The sequence below is a fragment of the Streptosporangium vulgare genome (genome assembly GCF_042428775.1).
Taxonomy (GTDB): Bacteria; Actinomycetota; Actinomycetes; order Streptosporangiales; family Streptosporangiaceae; genus Streptosporangium; species Streptosporangium vulgare.
This window is the reverse complement of sequence record NZ_JBHMBS010000020.1, coordinates 57,426-82,502: the sequence shown is the minus strand read 5'-3', so window position 1 is coordinate 82,502 and position 25,077 is coordinate 57,426. Positions and strand designations below refer to the sequence as shown.

The 25,077-nt window shown below is 68.9% G+C and carries 15 protein-coding genes; 5 read left to right on the top strand and 10 right to left on the bottom strand.

What is annotated here, in order from left to right; translation table 11 throughout:
* The first annotated feature begins 84 nt into the window (after positions 1–84).
* From ACFFRH_RS31815 to ACFFRH_RS31805, 3 genes are all read left to right on the top strand, one after another.
* A complete protein-coding gene (locus ACFFRH_RS31815; protein ID WP_386161178.1) occupies positions 85–942 on the top strand; it encodes a neutral zinc metallopeptidase in 858 nt (285 codons plus the stop codon).
* A gap of 160 nt (positions 943–1,102) precedes the next feature.
* Positions 1,103–1,885, top strand: a complete 783-nt coding sequence (locus ACFFRH_RS31810; protein WP_344748030.1) for a neutral zinc metallopeptidase — start codon at positions 1,103–1,105, stop codon at positions 1,883–1,885.
* A gap of 323 nt (positions 1,886–2,208) precedes the next feature.
* The gene (locus ACFFRH_RS31805) at positions 2,209–2,619 is read left to right on the top strand and encodes a hypothetical protein (RefSeq protein ID WP_344748029.1); all 411 of its coding nucleotides are present in this window, start codon (positions 2,209–2,211) and stop codon (positions 2,617–2,619) included.
* A gap of 152 nt (positions 2,620–2,771) precedes the next feature.
* Here ACFFRH_RS31805 and ACFFRH_RS31800 read toward each other — a convergent pair whose 3' ends face one another.
* From ACFFRH_RS31800 to ACFFRH_RS31765, 8 genes are all read right to left on the bottom strand, one after another.
* Positions 2,772–3,080 (bottom strand): hypothetical protein, encoded by a 309-nt coding sequence (locus ACFFRH_RS31800; protein WP_344748028.1) that lies wholly within the window; start codon positions 3,078–3,080, stop codon positions 2,772–2,774.
* Between the two features lie 165 nt (positions 3,081–3,245).
* Complete coding sequence (locus ACFFRH_RS31795; RefSeq protein ID WP_344748027.1) at positions 3,246–11,414, bottom strand: polymorphic toxin-type HINT domain-containing protein; 8,169 nt, start codon at positions 11,412–11,414, stop codon at positions 3,246–3,248.
* Positions 11,415–11,702: 288 nt separating this feature from the next.
* Positions 11,703–12,911: an ROK family transcriptional regulator gene (locus ACFFRH_RS31790; protein WP_344748026.1), complete on the bottom strand. Its 1,209-nt coding sequence runs from the start codon at positions 12,909–12,911 to the stop codon at positions 11,703–11,705.
* A gap of 35 nt (positions 12,912–12,946) precedes the next feature.
* Positions 12,947–14,194 carry a sugar ABC transporter permease gene (locus ACFFRH_RS31785; protein WP_344748024.1) on the bottom strand — a complete coding sequence of 416 codons (1,248 nt, stop codon included), beginning with the start codon at positions 14,192–14,194 and terminating at the stop codon, positions 12,947–12,949.
* A complete protein-coding gene (locus tag ACFFRH_RS31780) occupies positions 14,191–14,955 on the bottom strand; it encodes an ATP-binding cassette domain-containing protein (RefSeq protein WP_344748023.1) in 765 nt (254 codons plus the stop codon). Before ACFFRH_RS31780 ends, ACFFRH_RS31785 begins: the two co-directional genes overlap by 4 nt.
* Before the next feature lie 189 nt (positions 14,956–15,144).
* Positions 15,145–16,263 carry a sugar ABC transporter substrate-binding protein gene (locus ACFFRH_RS31775; RefSeq protein WP_344748022.1) on the bottom strand — a complete coding sequence of 373 codons (1,119 nt, stop codon included), beginning with the start codon at positions 16,261–16,263 and terminating at the stop codon, positions 15,145–15,147.
* A gap of 484 nt (positions 16,264–16,747) precedes the next feature.
* Entirely contained in the window at positions 16,748–19,519 is a 2,772-nt protein-coding gene (acnA, locus tag ACFFRH_RS31770) for an aconitate hydratase AcnA (RefSeq protein WP_344748021.1), read from the bottom strand.
* A gap of 190 nt (positions 19,520–19,709) precedes the next feature.
* Positions 19,710–20,435 (bottom strand): metal-dependent hydrolase, encoded by a 726-nt coding sequence (locus ACFFRH_RS31765; protein WP_344748020.1) that lies wholly within the window; start codon positions 20,433–20,435, stop codon positions 19,710–19,712.
* A 951-nt stretch (positions 20,436–21,386) separates the two neighbouring features.
* On the opposite strand from ACFFRH_RS31765, the gene ACFFRH_RS31760 reads away from it, so the two are divergent.
* Positions 21,387–22,169: a PadR family transcriptional regulator gene (locus ACFFRH_RS31760; protein WP_344748019.1), complete on the top strand. Its 783-nt coding sequence runs from the start codon at positions 21,387–21,389 to the stop codon at positions 22,167–22,169.
* Positions 22,170–22,176: 7 nt separating this feature from the next.
* Positions 22,177–22,746, top strand: a complete 570-nt coding sequence (locus ACFFRH_RS31755) for a DUF1707 SHOCT-like domain-containing protein (protein ID WP_344748018.1) — start codon at positions 22,177–22,179, stop codon at positions 22,744–22,746.
* Positions 22,747–22,866: 120 nt separating this feature from the next.
* On the opposite strand, the gene mug is transcribed toward ACFFRH_RS31755, so the two are convergent.
* Positions 22,867–23,466, bottom strand: coding sequence for a G/U mismatch-specific DNA glycosylase (gene mug, locus ACFFRH_RS31750; RefSeq protein WP_344748017.1), 600 nt, complete (start codon positions 23,464–23,466; stop codon positions 22,867–22,869).
* Between the two features lie 87 nt (positions 23,467–23,553).
* On the bottom strand, positions 23,554–24,963 hold the full coding sequence (locus ACFFRH_RS31745; protein ID WP_344748016.1) for a sugar porter family MFS transporter: 1,410 nt from the start codon (positions 24,961–24,963) through the stop codon (positions 23,554–23,556).
* Positions 24,964–25,077 lie beyond the last annotated feature (114 nt).

Below are 25,077 nucleotides of genomic sequence, written 5' to 3'. Positions count from 1 at the left end.
CGTTTTATCCACACTTGCAATAACCTTTGCCCCACCATGAAAACTCTCCCCTTTAGGCAACTGTCGTCTCTTGTTGCCGCCTCGTTGACGTTTGCCCTGGTGACGGGCCTGGGCCCGGCCAGCGCGTCCGCCTCACGGACCAACGCGCCCTCCGCCTCGCAGCAGGTCGCGCCGGTCACCGGGACGGCGTCGGACACGACCGCCTCCACCGCCTCCGCCTCCGCCAAGGAGCAGGCGCCCCCGCGCGGCCGGGCCGCCGCGACGGCCAGCCCCCTCTACCGCACCGGCACCCTGCCCACCATGCGCTGCCAGGCCGGACAGATCCGCGCGGGGAGCGCGGCCTCCTACCGTGTCTTCGTCACCAAGCTCATCCGCTGCCTGAACCTGGCCTGGAAGACCCAGTTCAGGAAGACCAACCTGGGGTTCTCCCATCCCAAGCTGCGTTTCTCCACCACCAAGGTGAACACCCCCTGCGGCCGGTGGCCCAGCAGCGCCGGGGGGCTGTACTGCTCCAGCAACCGCACCATCTACATCGCCGTCACGCGCGAGGTCCTGAAGAACGCCCAGCCGGCCAACCACGCCCAGTTCATCGCCCACGAGTACGGCCACCACGTGCAGCGCCTCGCGGGCATCATGGACTACTACGGCCGCAGCATCTGGCGGGCCTCCTCGTCCACCAAGCTGGCCTTCTCCCGCCGCCTCGAACTGCAGGCCGACTGCCTGGCCTCCGCCTTCCTGCGCCAGGCCGCCGACGACCTGCCGGTCGAGCAGGCGCAGTGGGAGGCGATGGTCAGCTGGGTGAGCGCCAACGGGCACAAGAACTGGCCCAAGAACGACCACGGCAAGGGCCGCAGCCAGGCCTACTGGATGGAGCGCGGTTTCAACGCGGGCTCCCCCTCCGGCTGCAACACCTGGACTGCCCCCACCGGTCGCGTCGCCTGAGTCTCCCGAGCCGTCCGAGTCGCCTGACCTGTCATCCGATCTCCGGCACGCCTCGCGACGCCTGACTCCCGGTGCGAAACCGCGACATGCGGCCCTCCTTTCCAAGGGGGGCCGCATATCCGCTTTATTCCCCCTTTAACCTCCCCTAGGGTTGAGAATCATGCGCATCCCCCTTATCGCACTGCTCTCCGGCGTGCTCGTAAGCACGCTGCTCGCCGGTACGGCGGGCGCCGCGGTCACCACCGGCCCCCTCGCGCCGGTGCCCACGGGCAAAGCCGCCCTGACCGCCAACCCGATCTACAAGACGGGCAAGCTCGAACCGGATGCCTGTCCTGAGCAGCCGGTCTACAACGACGACCTGGAGAGCGCCGAGGCCTATCTCAGCTTCGCGCTGGACTGCCTGAACGAGGGCTGGAAGTACCAGTTCTCCAAGGCGAAACTGCCGTTCTCCAAGCCCACGTTCGTGGTCACCTCGCGCCTCGGCGTCCCGACCGGCTGCGGCAAGTTCCCCAAGGGCGCCCAGGCGGTCTACTGCTCGCTGAACAAGAAGATCACCTTCTACCTCAGCAAGGGGATCCTCTCCCAGGCGACCGAGCTGTTCCTGCTGCAGACCCTGGCCCACGAGTACGGCCACCACGTCCAGCAGCTCTCCGGGATCCTGCCCACGGTGTTCAAGCGGAAGTACAAGAACGACAGGGCGTACCTGGCCGACCTGCGCAGGGTCGAGCTCCAGGCCGAGTGCCTGAGCGGCGCCTTCATCGGCAGCATCTGGCGCTCCCTCGGCCGCCGCGAGTCGGACTTCAGGTACGTCCTGAGCGCCGCCTACAGCACGGCGACCCACGGCACGGCCAAGAACATCGCCTACTGGGTGACCCGCGGCTTCAAGCAGGAGACCCCCGGCTCCTGCGACACCTTCTCCGCCCCCAAGTCCAGGGTCGCCTGACCCCCTGATCCTTCGACCTTTCGCCCCCCCTGATCTCCTGATCTCCTGATCTATGCGACCACCCGCCGCCGTCCCCCGGACGCGCGACGGGTGGTCGTTCTTTTCCACCCGGTACAAGCCCTGTCCTCCGGAGGGTGCGATTCTCACCCCCCTCGCCCGCCCGGCCCGACGATCTCCCCAGGAAACGTGACCACGAGTGGCGACGAGTCCGTGACACCCAGTAACCTGGCCGCACCGCCTGAAACCCTCCCCGTGAGCGCCCTCCTCGCCACGGCGCCAGGTTCGGTCCCCCCGCTGGTCGACGGCAAGGAGAGAAGAAAGACATGAACACCACGGACACTCGCCTGCGCGTCCTGGAAACGGACGTCGCCAAGCTCCACCTGGAGAACGAGGGGAGCAGGGTGATCAACGCCGGGATCTTCGAGGTCCTCACCGGCCTGCGAACGGAGATGTCCGCGTTCCGAACGGAGATGTCCGCGTTCCGGACGGACATGGACAAGTTCCGGACGGACATGGACGACCTCCGGACGGACATGGGCAAGCTCCGGACCGGACAGGACGAGCTGCGCGCCGAGATGCGAACCGGGCACGCCGAGCTCCGCGAGGAGCTCTCCGTGGTCAAGCGCTCCGTCGGCAACCTGGAGCTCTCCATGAAGCGCGTCGAAGGTGACGTCGCCGAACTCAAGGCCGGCCACATCGAGCTGCGCAACCTGGTCGCCGGTCTCGTGAAGTAACCCCGCACCACCGTCGGCACCCACGGGCCCTGGGTGCCGACAGCGCGACATCACGCAGACCGGCACAGTGCCATTTCCGTTTCGCCCTCGCCTCGGAACCAGGCACCACTCACCCTAACTCAATGGGCAACAGAACACATGAATTTACGGTCTCAGAATTTCACCTTTTCGACTTCCGTTGAATCCACACCCCATGCACCCAGGAAGAAAAACTCCAAGGGGATTTCCGTGTTCGGCCAGGGACCGAACTCTTCGGTAATCGAAAGCAGCTTGTGAATCACCGTCGCGAAACACCTAGGGCCTACTCGCAAAAAATTATCAGAATTTTCGATCAGAATCGCGTAAGGACCTCGCCCTTCATTGGGAATGTTCATGTAGTAATCCTGGAATCCCCACCAGTTGCCGCCGGTCGGATGTGGCCATCCGAGCCGAGCGCCTATGTCATCCAGCAACTCGGCCACGGAAGCGTCTTCCGTCAATCGAACGGTCGAGACCTCGAACCCCAAACCACTCAGGAGCTCGCCCAATCGAGACTGGTTCGACTGTTCAACCAGGTAGGGACGCCCTCCGCCCACCCAAGAAGCCTCCGCCAAAACCCTTAGGTAACTCATGTTCCCGGCCTCTAATCAGCACTCGGGGTATCCGCCCCTGATCTGGACGAACTTTCCCCCGTTGTCATCGTAATGCTTGGAGAAGTATGCCTCTCCGCCCGCACCGAACACCAGGCGACCGTCGTAGTCATCCCTAGACTTTCCGGCCTCCACCGGCCACACATCGGATTCCACATAATAGAACGGATTCCCTGGCTTTTCGGGAAGCCCGCCGCCGGAGTAGATTCCGCCGATTCCCTTCTTCTTCAACTTCCTGTTCCCGCCTTGCTGGACACCGGGAGGCGGCTCTCCAAATTCATCCATGTGAGCCATCACATTCCCGACTTGATCCCGCCAACTCTTGTCACGAAATGGCAGATCATCGCCCGGGCCGTCGTTATGAACGAGAATCGCCTGATCGCCTGCGACCACATGGTAGGTGTGCAGGTCGTCGACCGTCAGGTTGTGGACGCGTTGGACGGCGGTCCACTTCTTGATCGCGGTGATCTGGACGTGGGTGCCGGCTGAGGTGCGCAGCCACATGCCCGGCTTGAGGTCGCCGGCGTTCACCCATTCGCGCAGCGACGGGATCCAGAACGGGTGCTCGTCCGTGGCGGTGATCACGTCGATGGCGTCACCGCGGGAGCCGTCGAGGTCGACGGTGACGCGGACCAGGTTCTTGACGCCGTCTCCGGTGATCAGGGTGGTGACGGGCCTGGCCTCGGTGACGCCCGAGTCGACGTCGGTGGCCGCGACGTGGTCGCCGACTCTGACGTCCTCGATGGCCCTGGTGGAGCCGTCGGCCATCAGGACCTGGGTGCCGGGCACGAAGCTGTTGGGCTTGCGCCCGCGGTCACACGAGCCTCCCACTCCGGGAAGGTCCACGGGCAGGTCGGGGGCGACCTCGTCGATGAGGTCGTCGACGAGGTCGTCGACGGTGTTCTCGACGAGATCCTCGACGGCGTCCTTCACACAGGCCCTGAAGCTGCCGCAGAACTCGATGCCCAGGTCGACCGGCTCGGCGGTGCCGACGTCACCGGCGTCACCACCTATCTCGGTGGCGATCTCGTTCTTCTGCTGCTGCCTCGCCTTGGTCGACTTGCCCTTGGACTTAGCCTTCTTGGCGGTCTTCTTGACGGTCTTGGCGACCTTCTTGGCGGCCTTCTTGACCGTTTTCTTGGTGGACTTCGCGGTCTTCTTGGCGACCTTCTTCGCCGCCTTCTTGACGGCCTGCTTGGTCACCCGCTTGCCGACCTGTTTGCGGGCCTGCTTGATGCCCTTCTTGACGGCCTGCTTGACGCCCTTCTTGATCCCCTGCTTGGCCGCCTTCTTGGCTCCCTGTTTCGCGGCCTTCTTGGCGCCCTGCTTGGTCGCTTTCTTCGCGGCCTGCTTGGCGGCCTTCTTCGCGGCCTGTTTCGCGGCCTGCTTGGCGAATCTCTTCGCCGCCTCGGCGGCGAGCCGCTTGGCGGCCTCCGCCGCGAGCCGTTTGGCGGCCTCGGCGGCGATCCGCTGTGCGATCTGCCGGGCGATGATCTGCGCCGCGATCCGCGCGGCGTGGAACAGCAGTGGGATGCAGAACGGGCAGTTCCCGGTCGGGTCGTCGAGCGACATCGGGTCGCCCATGGCGTAGGTGTAGCGGTTGAGGTTGATCGACGGGTACGGGCTCAGCGCCACGTCGTCACGCGAGGCGAACCCTCCGGTGCCGGGCACGTACCAGCGGGCGTGCATGTTCACCTTGCCGGTGGCCGGGTCGGTGTACTCCCCCTGGTAGCCCAGCCTGGAGGCCGTCCCGGTCCTGGCCGTCACCTCGCCGTACGGGTCGTAGGCGGTGGAGTCGACCAGCGCGGTGCCGGAGAAGGTGCCCACCAGGTCACCGTGCTGGTCGGTCATCACCCCGACGGCGGCGGCGGTCCCCTCCTTGAGTCCGAGCAGGTCACCGGACGGGTCCCTGCCATACCTGGCCTGGACGGCGCCCGCCCCGTCGGTCACCGCGACGACGTCGTTCTCCAGCCCCGAGTAGGCGAAGTTCTCCGTCGAGCCCCCCTGGGTACGGGAGGCCAGGCGGCCGAGGCCGTCGTAGGCGTAGGTGGCGTCCCCGTCGGCGACCAGCCGGTCGAAGGCGTCGAACGTCAGGTTCCTGGTGACCCCGCCGGTGGTCTCGGTGGCCAGCGTGCCGCGCGGCGTGTAGGTGTAGTCCGTCCCGCCGCCTGAGGTCACCCGGTTGCGCTGGTCGTAGACGAAGGTCTCGCTCCCGGCTCGGGTACGGTTGCCCGAGGCGTCCCACTCGTAGGTGGTGACGTTCCCGTTCGGCGCCTTCCACGAGGTCATCCGCCCGGCGTGGTCGTAGCCGTAGGTGTTGGCACCGGCGCCGGCGGTGCCGGTCGTCGTCTTGGAGACGAGGCTGTCGTCCTTGTTCCAGCCGTAGGTGATCTTCGCGATCTCGGTGTCGGCGGCGTTCTTGAGCGAGTGGCTGGTGATGCGGTCCATGGCGTCGTAGCCGAACGCCTGCGTCGTCCTCGGTGTCGCCGAGGTCAGCGAGGTCAGCCGGTCGGCGTCGTCGTAGCCGTAGGTGAAGGAGCGCCCCGTCACGGGTTCGCCCGCCGTTTTCAGCCGGTCGTCGGTGTCCCAGCCGAAGGTCGCCGTCCCGGACGGGTCCACCCGCTGGGTCACGTTGCCCATGTCGTCGTAGGCGAAGGCGGCCACCTGGGCGGTTCCCTTGGAGACCTTGGTCAGCAGTCCCCTGTCGTCGTACTCCAGGTTGTAGTCGCCGATGGCGGTGTCCCGCCCGGCCAGGTCGTAGCCGTAGGCACGCACCGGGGTGGCGGCCTGCGCGCCCGTGCCGGTTTCCTTGGTGAGCCGCCCGAGGTGGTCGTACTCCCTGTCGACGCGGACTCCGCCGGGCTGCACGACGGCGGTGGTGTTGCCGGCCGCGTCGTAGGCGGTGGTCCACGTCCGGTCGGCCGCCGCCGGGTGCGCCTGCGTGACGGGCTCGATCACCGACTCCGGCAGGCCGAGGCTGTTGTAGGCCGTCCAGACGGTGTTGCCCCGCCCGTCGGTGCTCCGGGTCATCTCGCCGTTCGCGTCGTACCCGAAGGTGGTCGTGATCGAGTCGGTGGCCGTGACCGGTTCCACCAGCTCGACCATCGCGCCGGTCGGGTCGTACGAGCGCCGCACGACCCGGCCTTCGCCCGAGGTCTCGGTGACCGGGTTGCCCGCCACGTCGTACTCCGTGCCGAACGTGCGCTGCACCGCTCCGGAGTCGTTGAGGTCCTTGACCGCGGTCTCCCTGCCGGCCAGGTCGTACTCGGTGACGGAGGCGTTGCCGAGGGGGTCGGTGACCTTGACGGTACGGCCGGCCAGGTCGTACTCGTACCTGGTCACGTCGTCCAGGGGGTCGGTCTCGGCGGTGACCTCTCCGGCGGGGTTGACCTCGTACCTGACGACTCGCCCGCCGGGTGAGGTCTCCTTGACCTTGTTGCCGGACTCGTCGTACTCCATCCGGGTGATCAACGTCTTCAGCGTCGGCTTGCGCTCCACGATCGTCGCGGTGACCTGGCGGCCAAGGCCGTCGTAGGTCGCCTGCGTCCGCGCGCCCAGGGGGTTGACGCTCGCCAGCAGCTCACCCGCGGTGTCGTATTCGTAGGTCCACTGGCCGCCCGGCTGGCCGTTCGGCCCCGGTTCGGTCACGCGCACCCGGTTGTCCAGCGCGTCGTACTCGGTGCTCCACACCGATCCGCGGGCGTCGGTGTACTTGGTGACCCTGCCCGCGGCGTCGTAGGCGTAGCTCGTCTTCGGGGTCAGCGTGCTGCCGCCGGGCGGGGTGTAGGTCGCGCCCGTCACCGAGGTGGTGCGGCCCAGCCGATCGAAGGCCTTCGTGGTGGTCCGGCCCTCGGCGTCGACCGAGTGCGTCCTGCGGCCCGCGCCGTCGTAGCCGTACCTGAGGGTCGGGCGGGCGTCGGTCACCGTCCCGGCCTTCTCCACCTTGACCTGCGGCGCCTTGACCTCGATCAGCTGCTCGGCCGTGTCGTAGCGGTAGGCGGTGGTGAAGTCGGCGGCGTTCGCGCCCGGCACGTTGCCCCGCGGCTCGGTCATCGCGACGACCAGGCCGCGGTCGTCGACCGTCCAGGTGGTGACGATGTCCTGGGCGCCGTTCTCCACCGTCCTGCGCGTCAGCAGGTCGTCGGCGTTGTAGGCGGACTCGATCACTTCCGAGCGGGTCGTCCCGGCGGCGGTCGAGGTCTCCTTGACCACGTTGTCGTTGGCGTCGTAGACGTAGGCCGTTTTGCGGGCCAGGCCGTGGGGGTCGAACGTCTCGGAGGTGAGGCGGTCGGCGGCGTCGTAGACGTAGACGGTCTCCTCGGCCCCGTCCCCGGTGCGCTGCCTGGTGAGGTTCCCGGCCTCGTCGTAGGTGTTGTCCTCCAGGATCACGTCCCTGGTCACGGTCTCGTCGTTCAGCCTGACGTCGTCGGCGACGATCTGGGCCGGGGAGTCGTCGGGGAAGTAGGTGCGCGACAGCTTGCGGCCCATCACGTCGGTCCTGGTGGCCAGGCGGCCCTCGGGGTCGTAGGTGAAGGACTCCAGGACCAGGTCCCTGGGTGTCTGCGGGTTGACCGGGCTGCCCCGCCAGTTCTTCAGGGTGCGCGAGGCCAGCTCGCCCCGTACGGTGTAGGCGTAGCTCAGGACGTTGCCCAGTTCGTCGGTCGTGCCGGTACGCGCGCCGGTGTGGTCCCAGGCGTGCCGGATCACCCCGCCCTCGGCGCCGGTGATCGTTTCCACCCGGCCGTACGTGTCGTAGGTGTAGGCGACCTTGCGCTCGGGGTCGCCCCCGGTGAGGTCGACGACGGTCTCGCTCAGCTTGAGGCCGTCGGCGTCGTACGCCGAGCGTGTCTCGGTGGTGTGCGTGACACCGGTGACCTCGTTCTTGACCCCTGCCCCGGTGTGGGTCACGAGGCGGCCCGCGCCGTCGTAGGCGAACCTGGTCGTGATGCCGTCGGGGTGGGCCTGCGACACCTCCTTCCTCGACGTGACCCGGCCGAGCTCGTCGTGGCCGTACGTCGTCACCAGGTTCGACGGGTCCTTCTCCTCGGCCAGGTCGCCGGAGACGGTGTAGCGGTAGGTGGTCTCGTTGCCCTTGGCGTCCTTCTCCGACTCCAGCAGCCCAGCGGGGGTCAGGCCGCCGCCCACGGCGGCTTCGGTGCCGTCGGTGTAGGCGTACGTCGAGGACCGGCCGTTGGGGAAGTCAGGGGTCGGCGGGGTCGTCTCCTTGAGCAGGTCGCCGAAGGCGTCGAACTCCCAGCGGGTCGCGTAGGTGTCGTCGGTCTCCGACGCCGACCTTCCGTCGCGCGAGACGACGAGCTGGTCGTTGCGGGCGTCGAACTCGTTGGAAGCGTTCAGGTAGTAGGAGTTGTACTCCGTCGTGCACGGGAAGGGGCCGCTCCAGTCGCTGCCGCACTGCGCCTCGAAGATCCGGTTGCCCCGTTTGTCGTGCGCGAAGTAGGAGAGCTCTCCGTTGCGGTTGGTCTCCATGTACGGGAAGCCGCCCTCGTCGTACTCGGTGACGCTCTTCTTGCCGAGTTGGTCGGTCTCGGAGACCAGGCGGTAGCCGCGCAGCGCGTCGTGCTCGTAGAGGAGTTTGCCGTCGTGCGGGTCGGTGACCGTGACCACCGACATGCCGGTCTCCGGGTTGAAGACCGGCACACCGACCTTCCAGGTGCCTCCGTGCTGGTCGGTGTGCGTCTTGATCCGCTCCGTCGCGGCGTCGTAGACGTTCTCGGCCCACACCCGGCCCGACGGCAGAGTGATCTTGGCGAGCTTGTACGGCACCGCGGTGCGGGCGGCGGTGTAGTGCGCGGCGACCTGCGCGGCGGAGAGCGGCGTGTCGTAGAGGGCGAACTCGTCGATCTGGCCGTTGAAGGGGAGCCTGACGAAGTCGTCAGGCTGCGAGGACGTCGCCGGCCAGTTGTCCAGGATGAACCCGTTACCCACGACGGCCTGCGGCAGCCAGCTGTTGTCCGCCTTGCGGGCGAGGGTCCCGACCTGCTGGCCGTCGAGGTAGAGCGTCTGGGTCTGACCGGTCGCCGACAGGACCACGTGGTGCCACTGGTTGTTGTTGACCGGGGCGGCGGAGGTGATGGGCGAGATGACCCCGGCGGCGCCGCGGCCGGTGCGGAACTGGCCCCGGAGCTTGCCGTCGATACCCACGTAGATCGCGGGCACGCTCTCGCCGAACCAGTCGCCCATGGTGTCGTTGAGGGACAGGACGATGCCATGGGAGGTGGTCTTGAACCATGCCTCGACCGCCAGGTCGGAGCCCAGCCTGGGGACGACGTGCTCGGGAAGCCTCACCTCGCTGACGTTCTCCTCCGCCGAGGAGAAGGTGGCCGTGCCGTTGCCCGACCCGGTGAGCGCCCCGATCTGGCCGAGGGTCACCCCCTGGTAGTCGGCACCGCCGGCGGCCCATCCCAGGCCGGCCGCCGTGGTGGTCGGCGTTCCCTCGCACTCTTCGGGGTAGAACTCGCAGAAGGGATCGGGCGGGCCCGTCGGCTCGGGTCTCGGAACGGTCGGGGGTTCACCGAACCGCCAGTACCCGGCGGGGTCGGCGTCCTGGATCACGCTCTGGTACTGCGAGCCGGAACCGTAGGTGTACGAGGTGCAGTTGGGCGCCGCTACCGGCGAGCACGCCTTGACGAGCTTGCCCGCCTCGTACTGGTAGGTCCAGGTGAGCGAGACACCACCGACGGGGTCGGTGGAGACGGAGGTGACCTGGGCGCCGGTCCAGGTGAACGTGAGCGACCTGCCGCCGTCCGCGACGACCCTGGCGAGCCTGCCGTCGCCGCCGTAGGTGAGGTTCTGAGCCCGGCCCCTGCTGTCGCTGACCCTGGTCAACCGGCCTGTCGCGTCGAACGCGTAGGAGGTGGAGGACTTGTCCATCAGCCGCCAGCCTCCGCCGGGGACCTCCGCGAGCGTGGCGTGCATGCCGGGAGGCGGCTGGAAGGTCCCGTCACCGCTGGGGGCGAACCGGAGCCTGCGCCCGTCCGGGTAGGTGACCAGCAGGGCGGTGCCCGCCTCGAACGCCTCGGTTCTGATCCCCATGTCGAACCGGGTCGACCATCCGGCGCCGAACATGCCGGTGGTGCGGGGGTCCTGGCTGTTGTAGGAGCGCGTCACGTTGAGCTGGGGGCCGGCGGTCTTGACCGACGCGTCCACGAAGGCCGTCGTGTAGTTCCCGGCCAGCTGGTGGAACTCCTGGCCGTTCGCTCCCCGCGCGGTGAGCTGGGAGGTGATGCCGTGCTGACGGACCCCGGTGGTGAAGGTCAGCTGCTGCGAACTCTTCTGCGTGTCATTGGAGGTGTCGGTGGCGCTGAACGACCAGACATAGTTCTTCCCCCACGCGAGCCGGCCCGCGGGCACCCGGATGGTGTTGACCCCGGCGGGCTGGAGCCCCGACGACCAGCACCAGTCCTCCTCCTCGACCGGAGGAATCGGGAAGGGGAACTCCCCCGGCTCCTCCTCGAAGGTCCGGCAGACGTCGAAGGTGTAGCGCAGCGGGGTGTCCCCTCCGTCGGAGGAGATGGCGTGGGCCACGAGCAGCGGGGTCAGCGAGGAGACGGAAGCCCCGTCGTCGGGGAACATGTCCACGATCTCGGGGGAGATCGTCCCCGCACTGGTGTCGCAGACTCCCATGTCCATCCACCGGGAGTCGTCCGGTGCCGTACCCCGCAACGGCTGGACGGCGAACCAGTCGTGACCGTTGTAGGAGACGGTGTCGCCCGTGGCGTAGGTCAGGAAACTCGACCAGGCGGAGTACAGGCAGTCTGCGGCCAGCAGGGACGCGACGGCCTTCCGCGAGGCCTCCGCCGGTTTCCTCGACATGCCCGTCTGCTTCTCCGGTCCGCGCTCCGCCGTCCGCCGGTGGAGGGGGCGCGAGTCCGGGCGCAGGGCCCTCTTGGGCCATTTGGGCTTCACGACGGGACCGGCCGGCCTGTCCGCCTTCGCCATGGTCGCGCTCGCGTCCGTGAGGGTGGGGCGACCCTGGGCCGACCCCGTCATCTGCACCGGGGTGACCGGCTGCACCGGGGGTGCCGGTTCCGCCCTGGCGGGTTCCGCCGTCAACTGGACCAGTCCGGGGACGGCGAGGAACAGTGTCGCCATCACCGCCCAGCGCAGCAGGCGAACGTTTCCGAGCAGCCAAGCAGAACGGCCCATGTGCCGTCATCCTCCGACCCGTCGACAATCAGGGAGCCCTGTTCGGGCGCGCGAGACCGCCAGGCGAGGATGCCTTACAGGAAGTTCCCAGCCCGCTCACAAATGATCGTCAGGAATGTAACCCGCTCCCCCCATAAGCCACAAGTGCTGCTTGAGCTGCCAAAAACCCCTAATAGGCATAATCCACCACAAGTCACCAAATTTCATGATTAAAAGCACATGGCCGAATGTGGTCAGGAGCAGATACCTGCGAGGAGTTTGGGATCGGATACCGGGAACCGCGCGGGATCAGGAGCCCGCGCGGGCGAGGACTTCGAGAGGGTCGGCGAGGACCTGGGAGAAGGCCAGTTCGGCGGCGCCGACGAGGGTGGCGTCATCGCCGAGGGCCGAGGTGCGCAGGCGCAGGTGCTCGCGGCACGGGGGCAGGGCGTCGAGGGCGAGGCGGCTGCGGACCTGCGCGGCGGAGCCGAGATAGATCTCCCTGAGCGTGCCCCCGAAGACGACCATCTCGGGGTTGAACAGGTTGACGAGGTTGGAGACACCCAGGCCGAGCCAGTCGCCGACGCGGCTCAGGGCCGCCTGCGCGACGACGTCTCCCCGGTCGGCGGCGTCGACCGCGGCGCGGACGGCGTCCCTGCCGACCCGGGAGCCGAAGCGGCCCGCGGCCTCCAGGAAGGCGCGCTCCCCGACCTCCGCCTCCAGGCAGCCGTGCGAGCCGCACCCGCAGAGCCGCCCCTTGTCGGGGTTGACGATCATGTGCCCGACCTCGCCGCCGAAGCCCAGGTGGCCGCCGAGCAACTGGCCGTTGACGATCACTCCCCCGCCGATGCCGACGTCGCCGTGGAGGTAGACGAGGTCGCGGCAGCCGACGCCGACACCCCGGGTCTGCTCGGCGAGGGCGGCGAGGTTGGCGTCGTTGCCGACGGTGATCGGCAGCCCGAAGGCCAGCCGCCGGCCCATCTCGTCGGCGAACGGCACGTCGTCCACGGTGACCATGTTGGGGCCGAACCTGACGACGCCGTCGCCGCGCCCCACCCCTCCGGAGAAGGCCGCCGCCACTCCGACGCACACCGTGTCGGGGCGGGTCCTGCGGTGCATCTGCCGGACGAAGGCGGCGAGCGGGCCGACGATCTCCTCCAGGGAGAAGTCCCCGCGCCGCCGTACCGTCTCGCGGCGGTCGAGGATGGTGCCGCCCAGGCCGACGCGGGCGGCGACCAGCCGGTCGACGCCCACGTCGAGGGCGAACACGTAGACCCGCGCCGACTCCGGGCGGACGACCAGGGACGGACGCCCCGCCCTGCCCGTCTCCCTGGGGAGTTCCTCCCTGACCAGCCCCGCGGCGGTCAGGTCGGCGGTGAGGGCCATGATGGTGCTGCGGTTGAGGCCCATCCGGTTGGTGAGTTCCGCACGCGAGGTGGGGCCGCTCAGGTGGACGTGCCGAAGCAGGGCCCCGAGGTTGTGACGCCTGATCTCCTCCTGGGAGGGGCCTGCCCGCATGACGTGATGTTCCTTCGGTGAATCGGAGTCGCTGATCACCTTAGACCAGTGGCGGCCGCCCGCTTGCGGGACAGCGCGTCCACCATGGCGGCCAGCAACAGGACCGATCCGGTCACCATGAACTTCACCCCGGAGCTGTAGCCCATCAGGCCCATGCCGTTCTCGATGACCGCGACCACGGCACCGCCGAGGATGGCGTCCAGCACCCGGCCCTTGCCGCCGAACAGGCTGGTGCCGCCGATGACGGCGGCGCCGACCGCGTACAGCAGCACGTTGCTGCCGCCGGTGTTGGGGTCGACCGAGCTGGCCCGCGAGGCGGCGATGATGCCGCCGACGGCCGCCATGGAGGAACAGATCACGAAGGCGCTGATCTTCATCCGGTCGACGTTGATGCCCGCCCGGCGCGCGGCCTCGGCGTTGCCGCCGACCGCGTACAGGTGGCGTCCGTACGCCGTACGGCGGAGCACGAACGTCAGGATCAGCAGCAGCACCACGATGATGGGCACCACGAGCGGCACGCCCGCCAGGGAGACGACCGCGACGTTGCGGCTGCGCTCGATGTTGAGGAAGTAGACGGCGAGGCCGCCGAGCAGCGCGAGCGCGCCGACCCTGACCGCGATCAGCGAGATCGGGTCGGAGGTGAGGCCCCGGGAGGCGCGCTTGCGGGAACGCGTCAGCTGGAGCCCGGCGTAGGCGGCGACGCCCACGGCCAGCAGGATCCAGCCCAGCGTGGGCGGGAGGTTCTTGTTGGCGATCGACAGGATGGTCTCGTCGCGGATGGCGATGATGGTGCCGCCCTTGACGAGCAGCAGGACCAGGCCCTGGAAGGCGAGGAAGGCCGCGAGCGTCACCACGAACGACGGGATCCCGAGTTTCGCGACGATGGAGCCGATCGCGGTGCCGATCACCACGCCGGTGAGGATCGCCGCGCCCACCGCCACGTACCAGGGCAGCCCCTGGCTGCTGAGCATGATCGCGAGCACCGCGGCGCAGACACCGCTGGCGAAGCCCGCCGACAGGTCGATCTCGCCGAGGAGCAGCACGAAGACCAGGCCCATGGCGATCACGGTGACCGCGGCGCCCTGGGTGAACAGGTTGGCGAAGTTGCCCGAGGTGAGGAAGGAGGGCCGCAGGATGGCGAAGATCGTGCAGAGCACCACGAGCCCGAACACCGCGGGCAGCGCGCCCATGTCGCCGCCGCGTACCCTCTCGGCGTAGCCGCGGACGTTGGTCCTGATCGAGGGTGCCTCGTGTACGGTCTTCGGCGAAATCGTGGCGGTCATACGGTGACTCCGTTGGTGAGGCCGAGGTCCCCGCTGCGGCCAGAGGTGATCAGTTCGACGACCTGCGCGTGGGTGACGTCCGAGGTCTTGACCTGGGCCGCCATCCGGCCGAGGTAGAGGGTGGCGATCCGGTCGGACACCGCGAAGACGTCGTTCATGTTGTGCGAGATCAGGACGACGGCCAGGCCCTGGTCGGCGAGGCGCCGGACCAGTTCCAGCACCTGCGCCGTCTGGGCGACGCCGAGGGCGGCGGTCGGCTCGTCGAGGATGACGACCTTGCTGTTCCACAGCACGGCCTTGGCGATGGCCACCGTCTGGCGCTGGCCGCCGGAGAGGCTGGCGACGAGCTGGCGGATGGACTTGACGGTCCTGACCGACAGGCTCTCCAGGGTCCTGGCCGCCATCTCCTCCATCGTGTCCTCGTCGAGGACGATGCCGCGCTTGTGCTCGCGGCCGAGGAACATGTTCTGGACGATGTCGAGGTTGTCGCAGAGCGCGAGGTCCTGGTAGACGATCTCGATGCCCAGGTCGGCCGCGTCGCGCGGGCTGCCGATCTGGACGGGCTTGCCGTCGAAGAAGTACTCGCCGGAGTCGATCGAGTGGATGCCTCCGACGCACTTGACGAGGGTGGACTTGCCTGCGCCGTTGTCGCCGACCAGCGCGGTCACCTCTCCGGCGTACGCGGAGAGGGAGACGTCGTGCAGGACCTGTACGGGACCGAAACTCTTGTCGATCCCGCGGAGTTCCAGTGCGGGGGTCATGGGGTTGTGCTCCCTGTGTTCATTTCGCGCGGCGAAGCTCGCGCGGCTGGGGCGCCTGCGGGCGGCGTCCCGCCCCGCGCGCCGGGAGACGTCCACCTGCCGCGTCTCCCGGCGCACAGGATGAGGTGTGCCGCGATCGAGCGCGAGGCGCGGCCGGTGCCGGGGGACGACCGGCCGCGCCTCCACGCCCTACTGGATTCCGGCCTCGGTGCACTTGGCGGCGAACTCGCCGGTGCACAGCTCGTCCTTGGTCACGAAGCCGTCGGCGACGACGTCCTTGACGCTGTCGAAGAAGATCGGCTGCGGGTCGAGCAGGACGGCGGGCACGTCGGCGCCGCTCTCGGTGTCCTTGACGCTCCCGGTCGCCGCGGGCTTCTCGCCCTTGGCCAGGCCGATGGCGAGCTCGGCGGCCGCGTCGGCCTCCTTCTTGATCGCCTTGTAGACCGTCATGCACTGGTCGCCAGCGAGGATGTTCTGCAGGCCCTGCACGGTGGCGTCCTGGCCGGTGACCGGGACCTTGCCGTTCAGGTTGTTCTTCTTCAGGACCGAGATGGCGGCGTTGCCGAGACCGTCGTTGGCGGCCAGGACGCCGGCGATCTTCGGCTGCTCGGTGAGCATCTGCTCGAAGATCGTGCCCGCCTGGGCGTTGTCCCAGTCGGGGACGGACTGGTCCGGGCCCTTGACGTAGTCGCCGGAGTCGTACTTGGCCTTGAGCACGCCGTCGTAGCCGTTCTTGAACAGCGTGGCGTTGTTGTCGGTCGGCGAGCCGTTGAGCTCGGCGACGATCGGCTTCTCGGCCTTCTTGTCGGTCAGGCACTTCACCAGGCCCTCACCCTGCAGGGTGCCGACCTTGGTGTTGTCGAAGCTGACGTAGTACTGGGCGCCGCCGTTGAGGGTGAGGCGGTCGTAGTCGATGGTGGCGACGCCCTGCCCCTTGGCCTTGTCGAGCACGGCCTTGCCGGTGCCGCTGTCAAGGTTGACGATCATCAGGACCGTGGCGCCGTTGGTGATCATCTGGTCGGCGATGGTCTGGAACTGGGTCTTGTCGCCCTGGGCGTTCTGGATGTCGTAGGCGACACCCGCGGCCTTGAACGCCTCCTCCAGGTACTTGCGGTCCGCGGTCTCCCAGCGGGCGGAGGACTTGCTGTCGGGAAGGATGACGCCGACCTTGCCCGCGGCGGCCGCCGTGCTCTCAGCGGGGGAGGCACCGCTCTGGGCGCTGGTGTCGGGGCTGTCGCTCCCGCAAGCGGTGAGGCCGAGGGTCATCGCCGCGGCGGCGGCGGTAAGGCTGAGGATCCCCTTGCGCATGGTGCACGGGTCCTTTCTTCGAAAATGGGGGGTACGGACGTGCGGCATGCCGAATTCGCGGGTACGGCTGTGCCGGGTCTCGGCTCACCGTTCCGTTGAATGTTGTTTGCGGCAACGTATTCCGCCGTTGGCCTGGAGCGCCAGACCCTCCAGAGGTAAAGTTTGTTGTGGCCGGTAACAATCCAGAAACGCGCCCTTAACCGCTCCGGGTCCCGGTGGCCCTTTCCCCTCCCGATTCCCCTGCCGTTACCGGGATCGCGGCTCTGAGCTGCCCTTTTCCAGAAACGGCACGGCCCTCTCCCCTTCCGCCGCGGCCCCCGCCCGGCGGCGCCCCCGGAAATCCCCGGGGCCTTCGGATGTCGAGGACGCGCGAAAGCCCCCGGAAAGCACGGAACCGCCCGGCGGGATGGTGTCCCGCCGGGCGGTTCTCGTCCGGGGTGTGCCCCCGTGCGGGCGGGGCTTACGTGCGGCCCCGCCCCCCTGCTCAGCTCTTGGCGAGCAGGGAGCGCAGGACGTACTGCATGATGCCCCCGTGCCGGTAGTAGTCGGCCTCTCCGGGGGTGTCGATGCGCACGACCGCCTGGAACTCCTTGCCGTCGGCCCTGACCGTCACGGTCTGCGGGACGCCGCCCTCGTTGAGGGCCACGACGCCGACGACGTCGAAGGTCTCCTCGCCGGTCAGGCCCAGCGACTGCGCCGTCTCGCCCTCGGGGAACTGCAGCGGCAGCACGCCCATGCCGATGAGGTTGGAGCGGTGGATGCGCTCGTAGGACTCGGCGATGACGGCGCGGACGCCGAGCAGCGCGGTGCCCTTGGCCGCCCAGTCGCGCGAGGAGCCCGAGCCGTACTCCTTGCCGGCCAGGACCACGAGCGGGACGCCCGCGGCCTGGTAGTTGGCCGAGGCGTCGTAGATGAAGGACTGCGGCCCGCCGTCGAGGGTGAAGTCGCGGGTGTAGCCGCCCTCCACGCCGTCGAGCAGCAGGTTCCTCAGCCGGATGTTGGCGAAGGTGCCGCGGATCATGACCTCGTGGTTGCCCCGGCGCGAGCCGTAGGAGTTGAAGTCCTTGACCCCGACGCCGTTCTCCTTGAGGTAGTCGGCGGCGGGGGTGCCGACCTTGATCGCGCCTGCCGGGGAGATGTGGTCGGTGGTGACCGAGTCGCCCAGCTTCGCGAGCACGCGGGCCCCGGAGATGTCGGTCACCGGCTCCGGCTCGGGCGGCATGCCCTCGAAGTAGGGGGCCTTGCGGACGTAGGTCGAGTCCGGGTCCCACTCGAAGGTGTTGCCGGTCGGGATCGGCAGCGAGCGCCAGGTCTCGTCGCCCTTGAACACGTCGGCGTAGTCGTGCAGGAACATCTCCTGGTCGATCGAGGAGGCGACGACCGCCGCGATCTCCTCGGGCGCCGGCCAGATGTCGGCGAGGAACACCGGCTCGCCGTCCGAGCCCGTCCCCAGCGGCTCGTTGTTCAGGTCGAGGTCCATGGTGCCCGCGAGGGCGTAGGCGACGACCAGCGGCGGCGAGGCCAGGTAGTTCATCTTGACGTCGGGGTTGATCCGGCCCTCGAAGTTGCGGTTGCCCGACAGCACGGCGGTGACCGCGAGGTCGTTCTCCTGGATGGCGGCGGAGATCTCCTCCTGCAGCGGGCCCGAGTTGCCGATGCAGGTGGTGCAGCCGTAGCCGACCAGGTTGAAGCCGATCTTGTCGAGGTACGGCTGCAGGCCGGAGCGCTCGAAGTAGCCGGTGACGACCTGCGAGCCGGGGGCGAGGGAGGTCTTCACCCACGGCTTGCGGGTCAGGCCCTTCTCGACCGCGTTCCTGGCGAGCAGCGCGGCGCCCATCATGACGTACGGGTTGGAGGTGTTGGTGCAGCTGGTGATCGCGGCGATGGTGACCACGCCGTGGTCGATCTCGAAGTCGGTGCCGTCGGCCAGCGTGACCCGCACGCGCCTGTGCGGGCGCTCGCCGTCGAGGTCGGCCGGGTGCGGCTTGTCGCCGTTGTCGTCGTGGGAGACCGCCGGGGAGTCGGAGGCCGGGAACGACTCGCCGGACGCCTCGTCGAGCGGGCCCTGCTCGCTCGACACGTAGTCCTTGACCGCCGCGCGCCAGGCGCTCTTGGCGTCCGACAGCGCGATGCGGTCCTGGGGACGCTTGGGGCCGGCGATCGACGGGACGACCGTCGACAGGTCCAGCTCGATGTACTCGGAGAAGACCGGCTCCTCGGCCTCGGGGTCGAGCCACATGCCCTGGGCCTTGGCGTAGGCCTCGACCAGGGCGACCTGCTCGGCGGAGCGGCCGGTCAGCGTGAGGTAGTCGATCGTCTGGCCGTCGATCGGGAAGATCGCGCAGGTGGAGCCGAACTCGGGGCTCATGTTGCCGATCGTGGCCCGGTTGGCCAGCGGCACGCTGGAGACGCCGTCGCCGTAGAACTCCACGAACTTGCCGACGACGCCGTGCTTGCGGAGCATCTCGGTGATCGTGAGCACCAGGTCGGTGGCGGTGGCCCCGGCGGGGAGCTTGCCGGTCAGCTTGAAGCCGACCACGCGCGGGATGAGCATGGAGATCGGCTGGCCGAGCATCGCGGCCTCGGCCTCGATGCCGCCGACGCCCCAGCCCAGGACGCCGATGCCGTTCTCCATCGTGGTGTGGGAGTCGGTGCCGACGCAGGTGTCCGGATACGCCTTGCCGTCGCGGACCATCACGACGCGGGCCAGGTGCTCGATGTTGACCTGGTGCACGATGCCGGTGCCCGGCGGGACGACCTTGAACTCGTCGAAGGCGGTCTGGCCCCAGCGCAGGAACTGGTAGCGCTCGCGGTTGCGCTCGTACTCCCGGTCGACGTTGCGCTGGAAGGAGTCGGCGCCGCCGAAGAAGTCGACGATGACCGAGTGGTCGATGACCATCTCGGCCGGGGCGAGCGGGTTGATCCTGGCCGGGTCGCCGCCGAGGTCGCGGACGGCCTCGCGCATGGTCGCCAGGTCGACGACGCACGGGACGCCGGTGAAGTCCTGCATGATCACGCGGGCCGGCGTGAACTGGATCTCCACGTTCGGGGCCGCCTTCGGGTCCCACTGGCCGATCGCGCGGATGTGGTCGGCGGTGATGTTCGCGCCGTCCTCCGTGCGGAGCAGGTTCTCCAGAAGGATCTTCAGGCTGTACGGGAGACGCCCCGACCCCTCCACGGCGTCCAGCCGGTAGATCTCGTACCCCGCGTCACCGACGCGGAGCGTGTCACGACTGCCGAAGCTGTTCGCGGACACGGTTCGCCTCCCTCATCACCTGATGTCTGGCGCGCCGGCACATAGGGCGCGTTTGAATCCTGCCGCACCGCCCGAGCGCCCCCGACCGTTAGGTATGCCTAACTAGCAGGTCACTCACAGGTTGCAGCGGATGTCTCGATATCAAGATATCCCTCCGGGTATCTCGACATCAAATTACTCCCCAGTATGATCACTGCGGAGCGAGGCGGAGGTACAGCAGCCCGAGAACGACGACGGAAAGTACCGGGGCGAGAAACTTCTGCTCGAAGGCGCGGCCCGTCTTGATGCCGATCTTCCACGGCAGCAGCCACTTCTGCCGCATCGGCCAGAGCACCGGGCAGCCCTTCTCGGTGCAGCAGTCACCCACGACGTGGGTGAGGCACCCGATCGCGACCGCGAGCCCCAGCCAGGCGTATCCCACGTTGTCGCTGCGGAACACCACGAACAGCCCGGCCGTCATGCCGATGTTGAGCATCGCCGAGGCGAACTTCTTGCCCGGGATGCCGATGCCGATCGCCCGCAGCGCCAGGCCGATGAGCAGGATCACCAGGATGTCGCGGCCGATCGGGTAGGTGTTGGCCAGGTAGTGCGCGCCGAAGCCCGTCGCGATCGCGAACACCAGCGAGTGGGTGGCGTTGCGGTGGCCTCCGGCGAGCCAGGAGACCGCCTTGCTCAGCCCCCAGGTGACCGGCCCGAACGTCTGCGCGATCGTCGCGCTCGGATGGTCGAGGTCCGGCAGCATCGCGGCACCGGCGCAGATGATGGCCCCGGCGACGAACTCGGCCGGGTTGAGCGCGTTGACCATGACACCGGTCTCGATGAACCTGGACGTCTCGGTCAGCAGGGGCAGCGCGGCCAGCGCGGGCGCCACCCCCAGCCACGCGATCGCCCCCGTCAGCGCATGCGTATGCCCCATCATCGGTCAAAAACCCCCATCAAGATCACCTCGGGAGACTGTACGTCAAAGCCTCCTCCAGATGGAGGACCGTGCCATTTCACGCCGTCGGCGTGTCGCGCGGGCGAGCCGCCTCCCGCGCCTGCGTGCTGATCGTTTCCGGCCGAATCCAGGGTCGCCCGAGGGCGACGACGGTCCGCTTCGATCTCCCCGTCCCTTCACGAGAGGTGACTGCCATCCGAATCTTCCTACGAATGGGGAACGGATGGAACGGGTGAATGGTGCCGGGAACGGCGGCCTGGAGGCGTCTTGACGCGGTGATCGCCCTCACGGGGCGGGACCGGAGCGGGGCTGGGGCGAGACGTCCTCCGGGGGTCTTCACCGGAGGGCCGCACGCGAGCCCGGGAGGGTCGCGATCAAGAAGGGACGTGCGGAAACGACAGACGGGACCGTTCCGCGCCGAAAGCACCCCCCAGCCCTTCCGGCGCGGAACGAATCCCGTCTACGTCCTTTGTAACGTGCAGGTCTCAGTACTTGTTCCAGAATCCGGCAAGAATTACGTGATCTGCCTCACTTCTACGTGGAGCGACGGCTGATTACTCTCGGTGAGAGTAGTCGAAAAGGGTGTAAAGGGCGGCAAAACCAAGCCTCTGCGACCCCTGCCAGGCCAGTCCGCCCCCGGAGACTCCGGCACGGACCCCGCGGCCCCCGCAGACCCCGCCGCCCCCGCAGACCCCGGCCCGGAGGATCGGCGGTACGCGAGCCAGATGGGCGGGGCGATCGGACCGGTCGACGAGGCGGCCGGACCGGGCTAGCCGGCCGGGCGAGGGTACCTCGGCGCCGCCAACGGTCATATGCCTCAGATCGCACAGAACCACTATTTCGTGACATGAGGTTGCCGACAGAATGTTCTCGATATATCTTTGAAGCATCGAGAGCGATCAAAAGACGATCGCAGCATGGAGGTACGACATGACACCGTCCAACGCGATGGGAGCCCCCTGGTCCGGATTCGGATCCCCCGAGGTGAGGCGCGAGATGAAGCGCGCGGCCAGGGAGGCATGGCGGCAGATGGCCGCAGGATGGCATGAGGGCGGCCCCGAGCACGGCCCCCGCGCGCCACACCACACGCACCACGAGCACCACGAGGGCGGGCCTCGCGAGCACCGGCACCGCGGCCACCGCGGCCCCTTCCCCTTCGGCGGGTTCCCCTGGGACATGGGCCGGGGCGGCAGGGGGGGCAGAGGCCCGTTCGGCGGGGGCCCCTTCGGCGGCCCGCCGTTCGGGAAGGGGCGCAAGGCGAAGCGCGGCGACGTCCGCGCGGCGATCCTCGCCCTGCTCACCGAGTCCTCACACAACGGCTACCAGATCATCCAGGAGATCGAGCGGCGCAGCGAGGGCGGCTGGAAGCCCAGCCCGGGAGCGGTCTACCCGGCCCTGCAGCAGCTCACCGACGAGGGCCTGGTCCTGGCCGAGGAGAACGAGGGCCGCAAGACCTTCGGCCTCACCGACGCCGGGCGCGCCTACGTGGCCGAGCACTCCGACGAGGTTCGCGCCCCGTGGGAGGAGATGACGCCCGACGTCGACGACAACACCTGGGAGCTGATGGACATCGCCCGCCAGTCGGGCTTCGCCATGCTCCAGATCCTGCAGACCGGCAGCGACACGCAGATCCGGCAGGCCAAGCAGACCCTGGTCGAGACGCGCCGCAAGCTCTACCAGATCTTGGCCGACGGCGACACCGGCGAGGAGTGACCCGACCATGACCCCCCGAGACGACCTCCGTATCGGAGACGCCGAGCGTGACGTGGCGATGGAGTCCCTGCGCGAGCACTACGTGCAGGGCCGCCTGACCCGCGAGGAGCTCGACGAGCGCCTCGAACTGATCCTGTCCGCGCGGACCGGCGGCGAACTGGCCCGGGTGAGCGCGGACCTGCCCGGCCCGAGCGCTCCCCGGCCGGAGGAGTCCGAGGACACCTGGGGTCCCTGGGGCGCGGGGGCTCCCTGGGGCGCGGGGAGAGGACCGTGGGGGCCGGGCGGAGGGCCCTGGGGGCCGGGCCACCGGCACCACGCGCACGCCCACCCCTGGGGCCCCCACCGTCCCAAGGGCCACCGGGGCTGGAAGCACCACCACATGGGGCACCGCGGCGGGCCGCCGTTCTTCCCCCTGATCATCCCGGTGATGGTGGCCGGGGTGCTGATCGGCGGGTTCGGGGTGCTCAAGTTCGTCTTCCTCGCCTGGCTGGTGATGGCGGTGCTGAGCACGCTGCGCCGAGGACGGGGGCACTCCAGGACGCGCTCCCGCCGGGTCGGCCCCCCGGCCGCGCCCTGACCCGCCTCTGATCCGCTCCTGACCGGTGCCCCGCTCTGGTGACCCACTTCTGACCGGCTTCGGGCGAACGGGGGCATGCTCCCGCCCGAAGCCGGTCGGAAACCGGAAGCCGGCGGCCCGTCACCGCCCGGAAGGGCGATCGGCCGCGCCGGCCGGTCGGGCGAGAGACTCCCGGAGCCTCCGCATCTCCCCCGCGATCCCGTCCAGCGTCCAGTGCGCGTTCAGGCCGCTCGGATTGGGCAGCACCCACACCGCCGCGCCGCCGATCTCGCTCTCCTGCGGCCCGATCACGGCCTTGGGCACGCCGAACGCCTGCCGGTAGGCGGTCACCCCCGCCACCGCCAGCACCCTCGGCCGGACCTCGGCGACCAGCGCCGCCAGGCGCTCCCCGCCCGCGCGGAACTCCTCGGCGGACAGTTCCGCCGCCTGCGCGGTGGGCCGCGGCACCACGTTGGTGATGCCCAGCCCGTACGAGGGAAGCAGGTCCTGCTCGGCGGGCGAGAGCAGCCGGGGGGTGAAGCCCGAGCGGTGCAGCGCGGGCCAGAAGCGGTTGCCGGGGCGGGCGAAGTGGTGGCCGGTGGCCGCGGAGTACAGGCCGGGGTTGATCCCGCAGAACAGCACGTCCAGCGAGGGGCCGAGCACGTCCTCGATCGTCCCCTCCCCCGCCGCCTCGAACTCGGCGCGGCTCGGCCGCGGCGGGACCCGCGCTCCGGAGGTCACGCGCCTCGCGGGCGGGGCGCTTTCCTGTCCCCTGGGCGGCGCAGATCTCTGGGGCGGCGCAGGTCTCTTGGGCGGCACGAGGCGAACCTAGCCCATCTCCTCCAGCTTTCTCCCCTTGGTCTCCCGCACCTTGAACATCACGAAGACGAAGGAGAGCGCGGCGAAGGCGGCGTACCCCACGTACGCGCCGGCCAGGTTCCACTCGCTCAGCGACGGGAACGAGACGGTGATCAGCCAGTTGGCCACCCACTGGGCGGCGGCGGCCACCGAGAGCGCGGCGGCCCTGACGCGGTTGGGGAACATCTCGCCCAGCAGCACCCAGACGATCACACCCCACGAGAGCGCGAAGAACAGCACGAAGACGTGCGCGGCGATCAGGGCGACCGTGCCCTGGGCCTCGGGCAGCTTGACGGCCTCGCCGCTCGGGACACCCGCGCTGAAGGCCCACGCGGCCACGGCGAGCGCGGCGGTCATGCCCGCGGAGCCGGTGAGCAGCAGCGGCCTGCGGCCGATCCTGTCGATCAGCGCGATGGCGACGAACGTGCCGACGATGTTGATGATCGAGGTGGAGAAGCTGATGAGCAGCGAGTCCGACTGGTTGATGCCGACCGACTGCCACAGCGACGCCGAGTAGTAGAAGATCACGTTGATGCCGACGAACTGCTGGAAGACGGAGAGCAGGATGCCGATCCAGACGATCGGCATCAGCCCGAACCGGGAACCGCGCAGGTCGCGCAGGCGGGGCCGGCGCTCGCTGCGCAGCGAGGTCTCGATCTCCGCCACCCGGGCGTCCAGGTCGGTTCCCTCCCCCTCGACCTCCGACAGCACCCTGCGTGCCGCGTCCGTTCTCCCGACCGCGATGAGGAAGCGCGGCGACTCGGGGATGACCGTCGCGAAGACCAGATAGAGCAGGGCGGGGATCAGGCAGGCGCCGAGCATCCACTGCCAGGCCTGCAGCCCGAGCAGCTCGTTGTTGACGTCGCCCCCGGCCCGCTCCGCGATCGCGTAGTTGACCAGCTGGGAGACCGCGATGCCCAGCACGATCGCGAGCTGCTGGAAGGACCCCAGGCGCCCCCGGTAGGCGGGCGGCGCGACCTCCGCGATGTAGGCGGGGCCGATCACCGAGGCCATGCCGATGCCCACGCCGGCGAGCACCCGCCAGAAGGCCAGGTCCCAGAGCGCGAAGGGCAGCGCCTGACCGATGGAACTGACCGCGAACAGGATCGCGGCCACCTGCATCGCCCTGGTGCGCCCCCAGCGGTCGGCCAGTCCTCCGGCGATCCAGGCGCCCAGCGCCGAGCCCAGCAGCGCGATCGCCACGACGAAGCCGGTCTGGACCGGGCCGACGTCGAAGTTCTTCTCGATCCCGGTGACGGCGCCGTTGATGACGGCGCTGTCGTACCCGAAGAGGAAGCCGCCTATCGCCGCCGCGGCGGTGATGAAGACGACGTGCCCGATGTTCTCACCCGAAGTGCCCGTGGGAGCGATTCTGGCCATGAAGGTTCTTTCCCGTGGGGGAAGGTTTGAGACATGGCTCCCGGACTTTCGGGGACAGCCGCATACCGGCCGTCCCCACCTGGGCCGTTCCCACCTGAGTCGTTCCCGTCGGCA

Coding starts and splice junctions, on each gene's coding strand:
- ACFFRH_RS31765 (WP_344748020.1), bottom strand. CDS start 20,435: ATGGGGCATACGCATGCGCTGACGGGGGCGATCGCGTGGCTGGGGGTG.
- ACFFRH_RS31790 (WP_344748026.1), bottom strand. CDS start 12,911: ATGCGGGCAGGCCCCTCCCAGGAGGAGATCAGGCGTCACAACCTCGGG.
- ACFFRH_RS31760 (WP_344748019.1), top strand. CDS start 21,387: ATGACACCGTCCAACGCGATGGGAGCCCCCTGGTCCGGATTCGGATCC.
- ACFFRH_RS31810 (WP_344748030.1), top strand. CDS start 1,103: ATGCGCATCCCCCTTATCGCACTGCTCTCCGGCGTGCTCGTAAGCACG.
- ACFFRH_RS31795 (WP_344748027.1), bottom strand. CDS start 11,414: ATGGGCCGTTCTGCTTGGCTGCTCGGAAACGTTCGCCTGCTGCGCTGG.
- ACFFRH_RS31755 (WP_344748018.1), top strand. CDS start 22,177: ATGACCCCCCGAGACGACCTCCGTATCGGAGACGCCGAGCGTGACGTG.
- ACFFRH_RS31805 (WP_344748029.1), top strand. CDS start 2,209: ATGAACACCACGGACACTCGCCTGCGCGTCCTGGAAACGGACGTCGCC.
- ACFFRH_RS31775 (WP_344748022.1), bottom strand. CDS start 16,263: ATGCGCAAGGGGATCCTCAGCCTTACCGCCGCCGCCGCGGCGATGACC.
- ACFFRH_RS31745 (WP_344748016.1), bottom strand. CDS start 24,963: ATGGCCAGAATCGCTCCCACGGGCACTTCGGGTGAGAACATCGGGCAC.
- ACFFRH_RS31780 (WP_344748023.1), bottom strand. CDS start 14,955: ATGACCCCCGCACTGGAACTCCGCGGGATCGACAAGAGTTTCGGTCCC.
- ACFFRH_RS31785 (WP_344748024.1), bottom strand. CDS start 14,194: ATGACCGCCACGATTTCGCCGAAGACCGTACACGAGGCACCCTCGATC.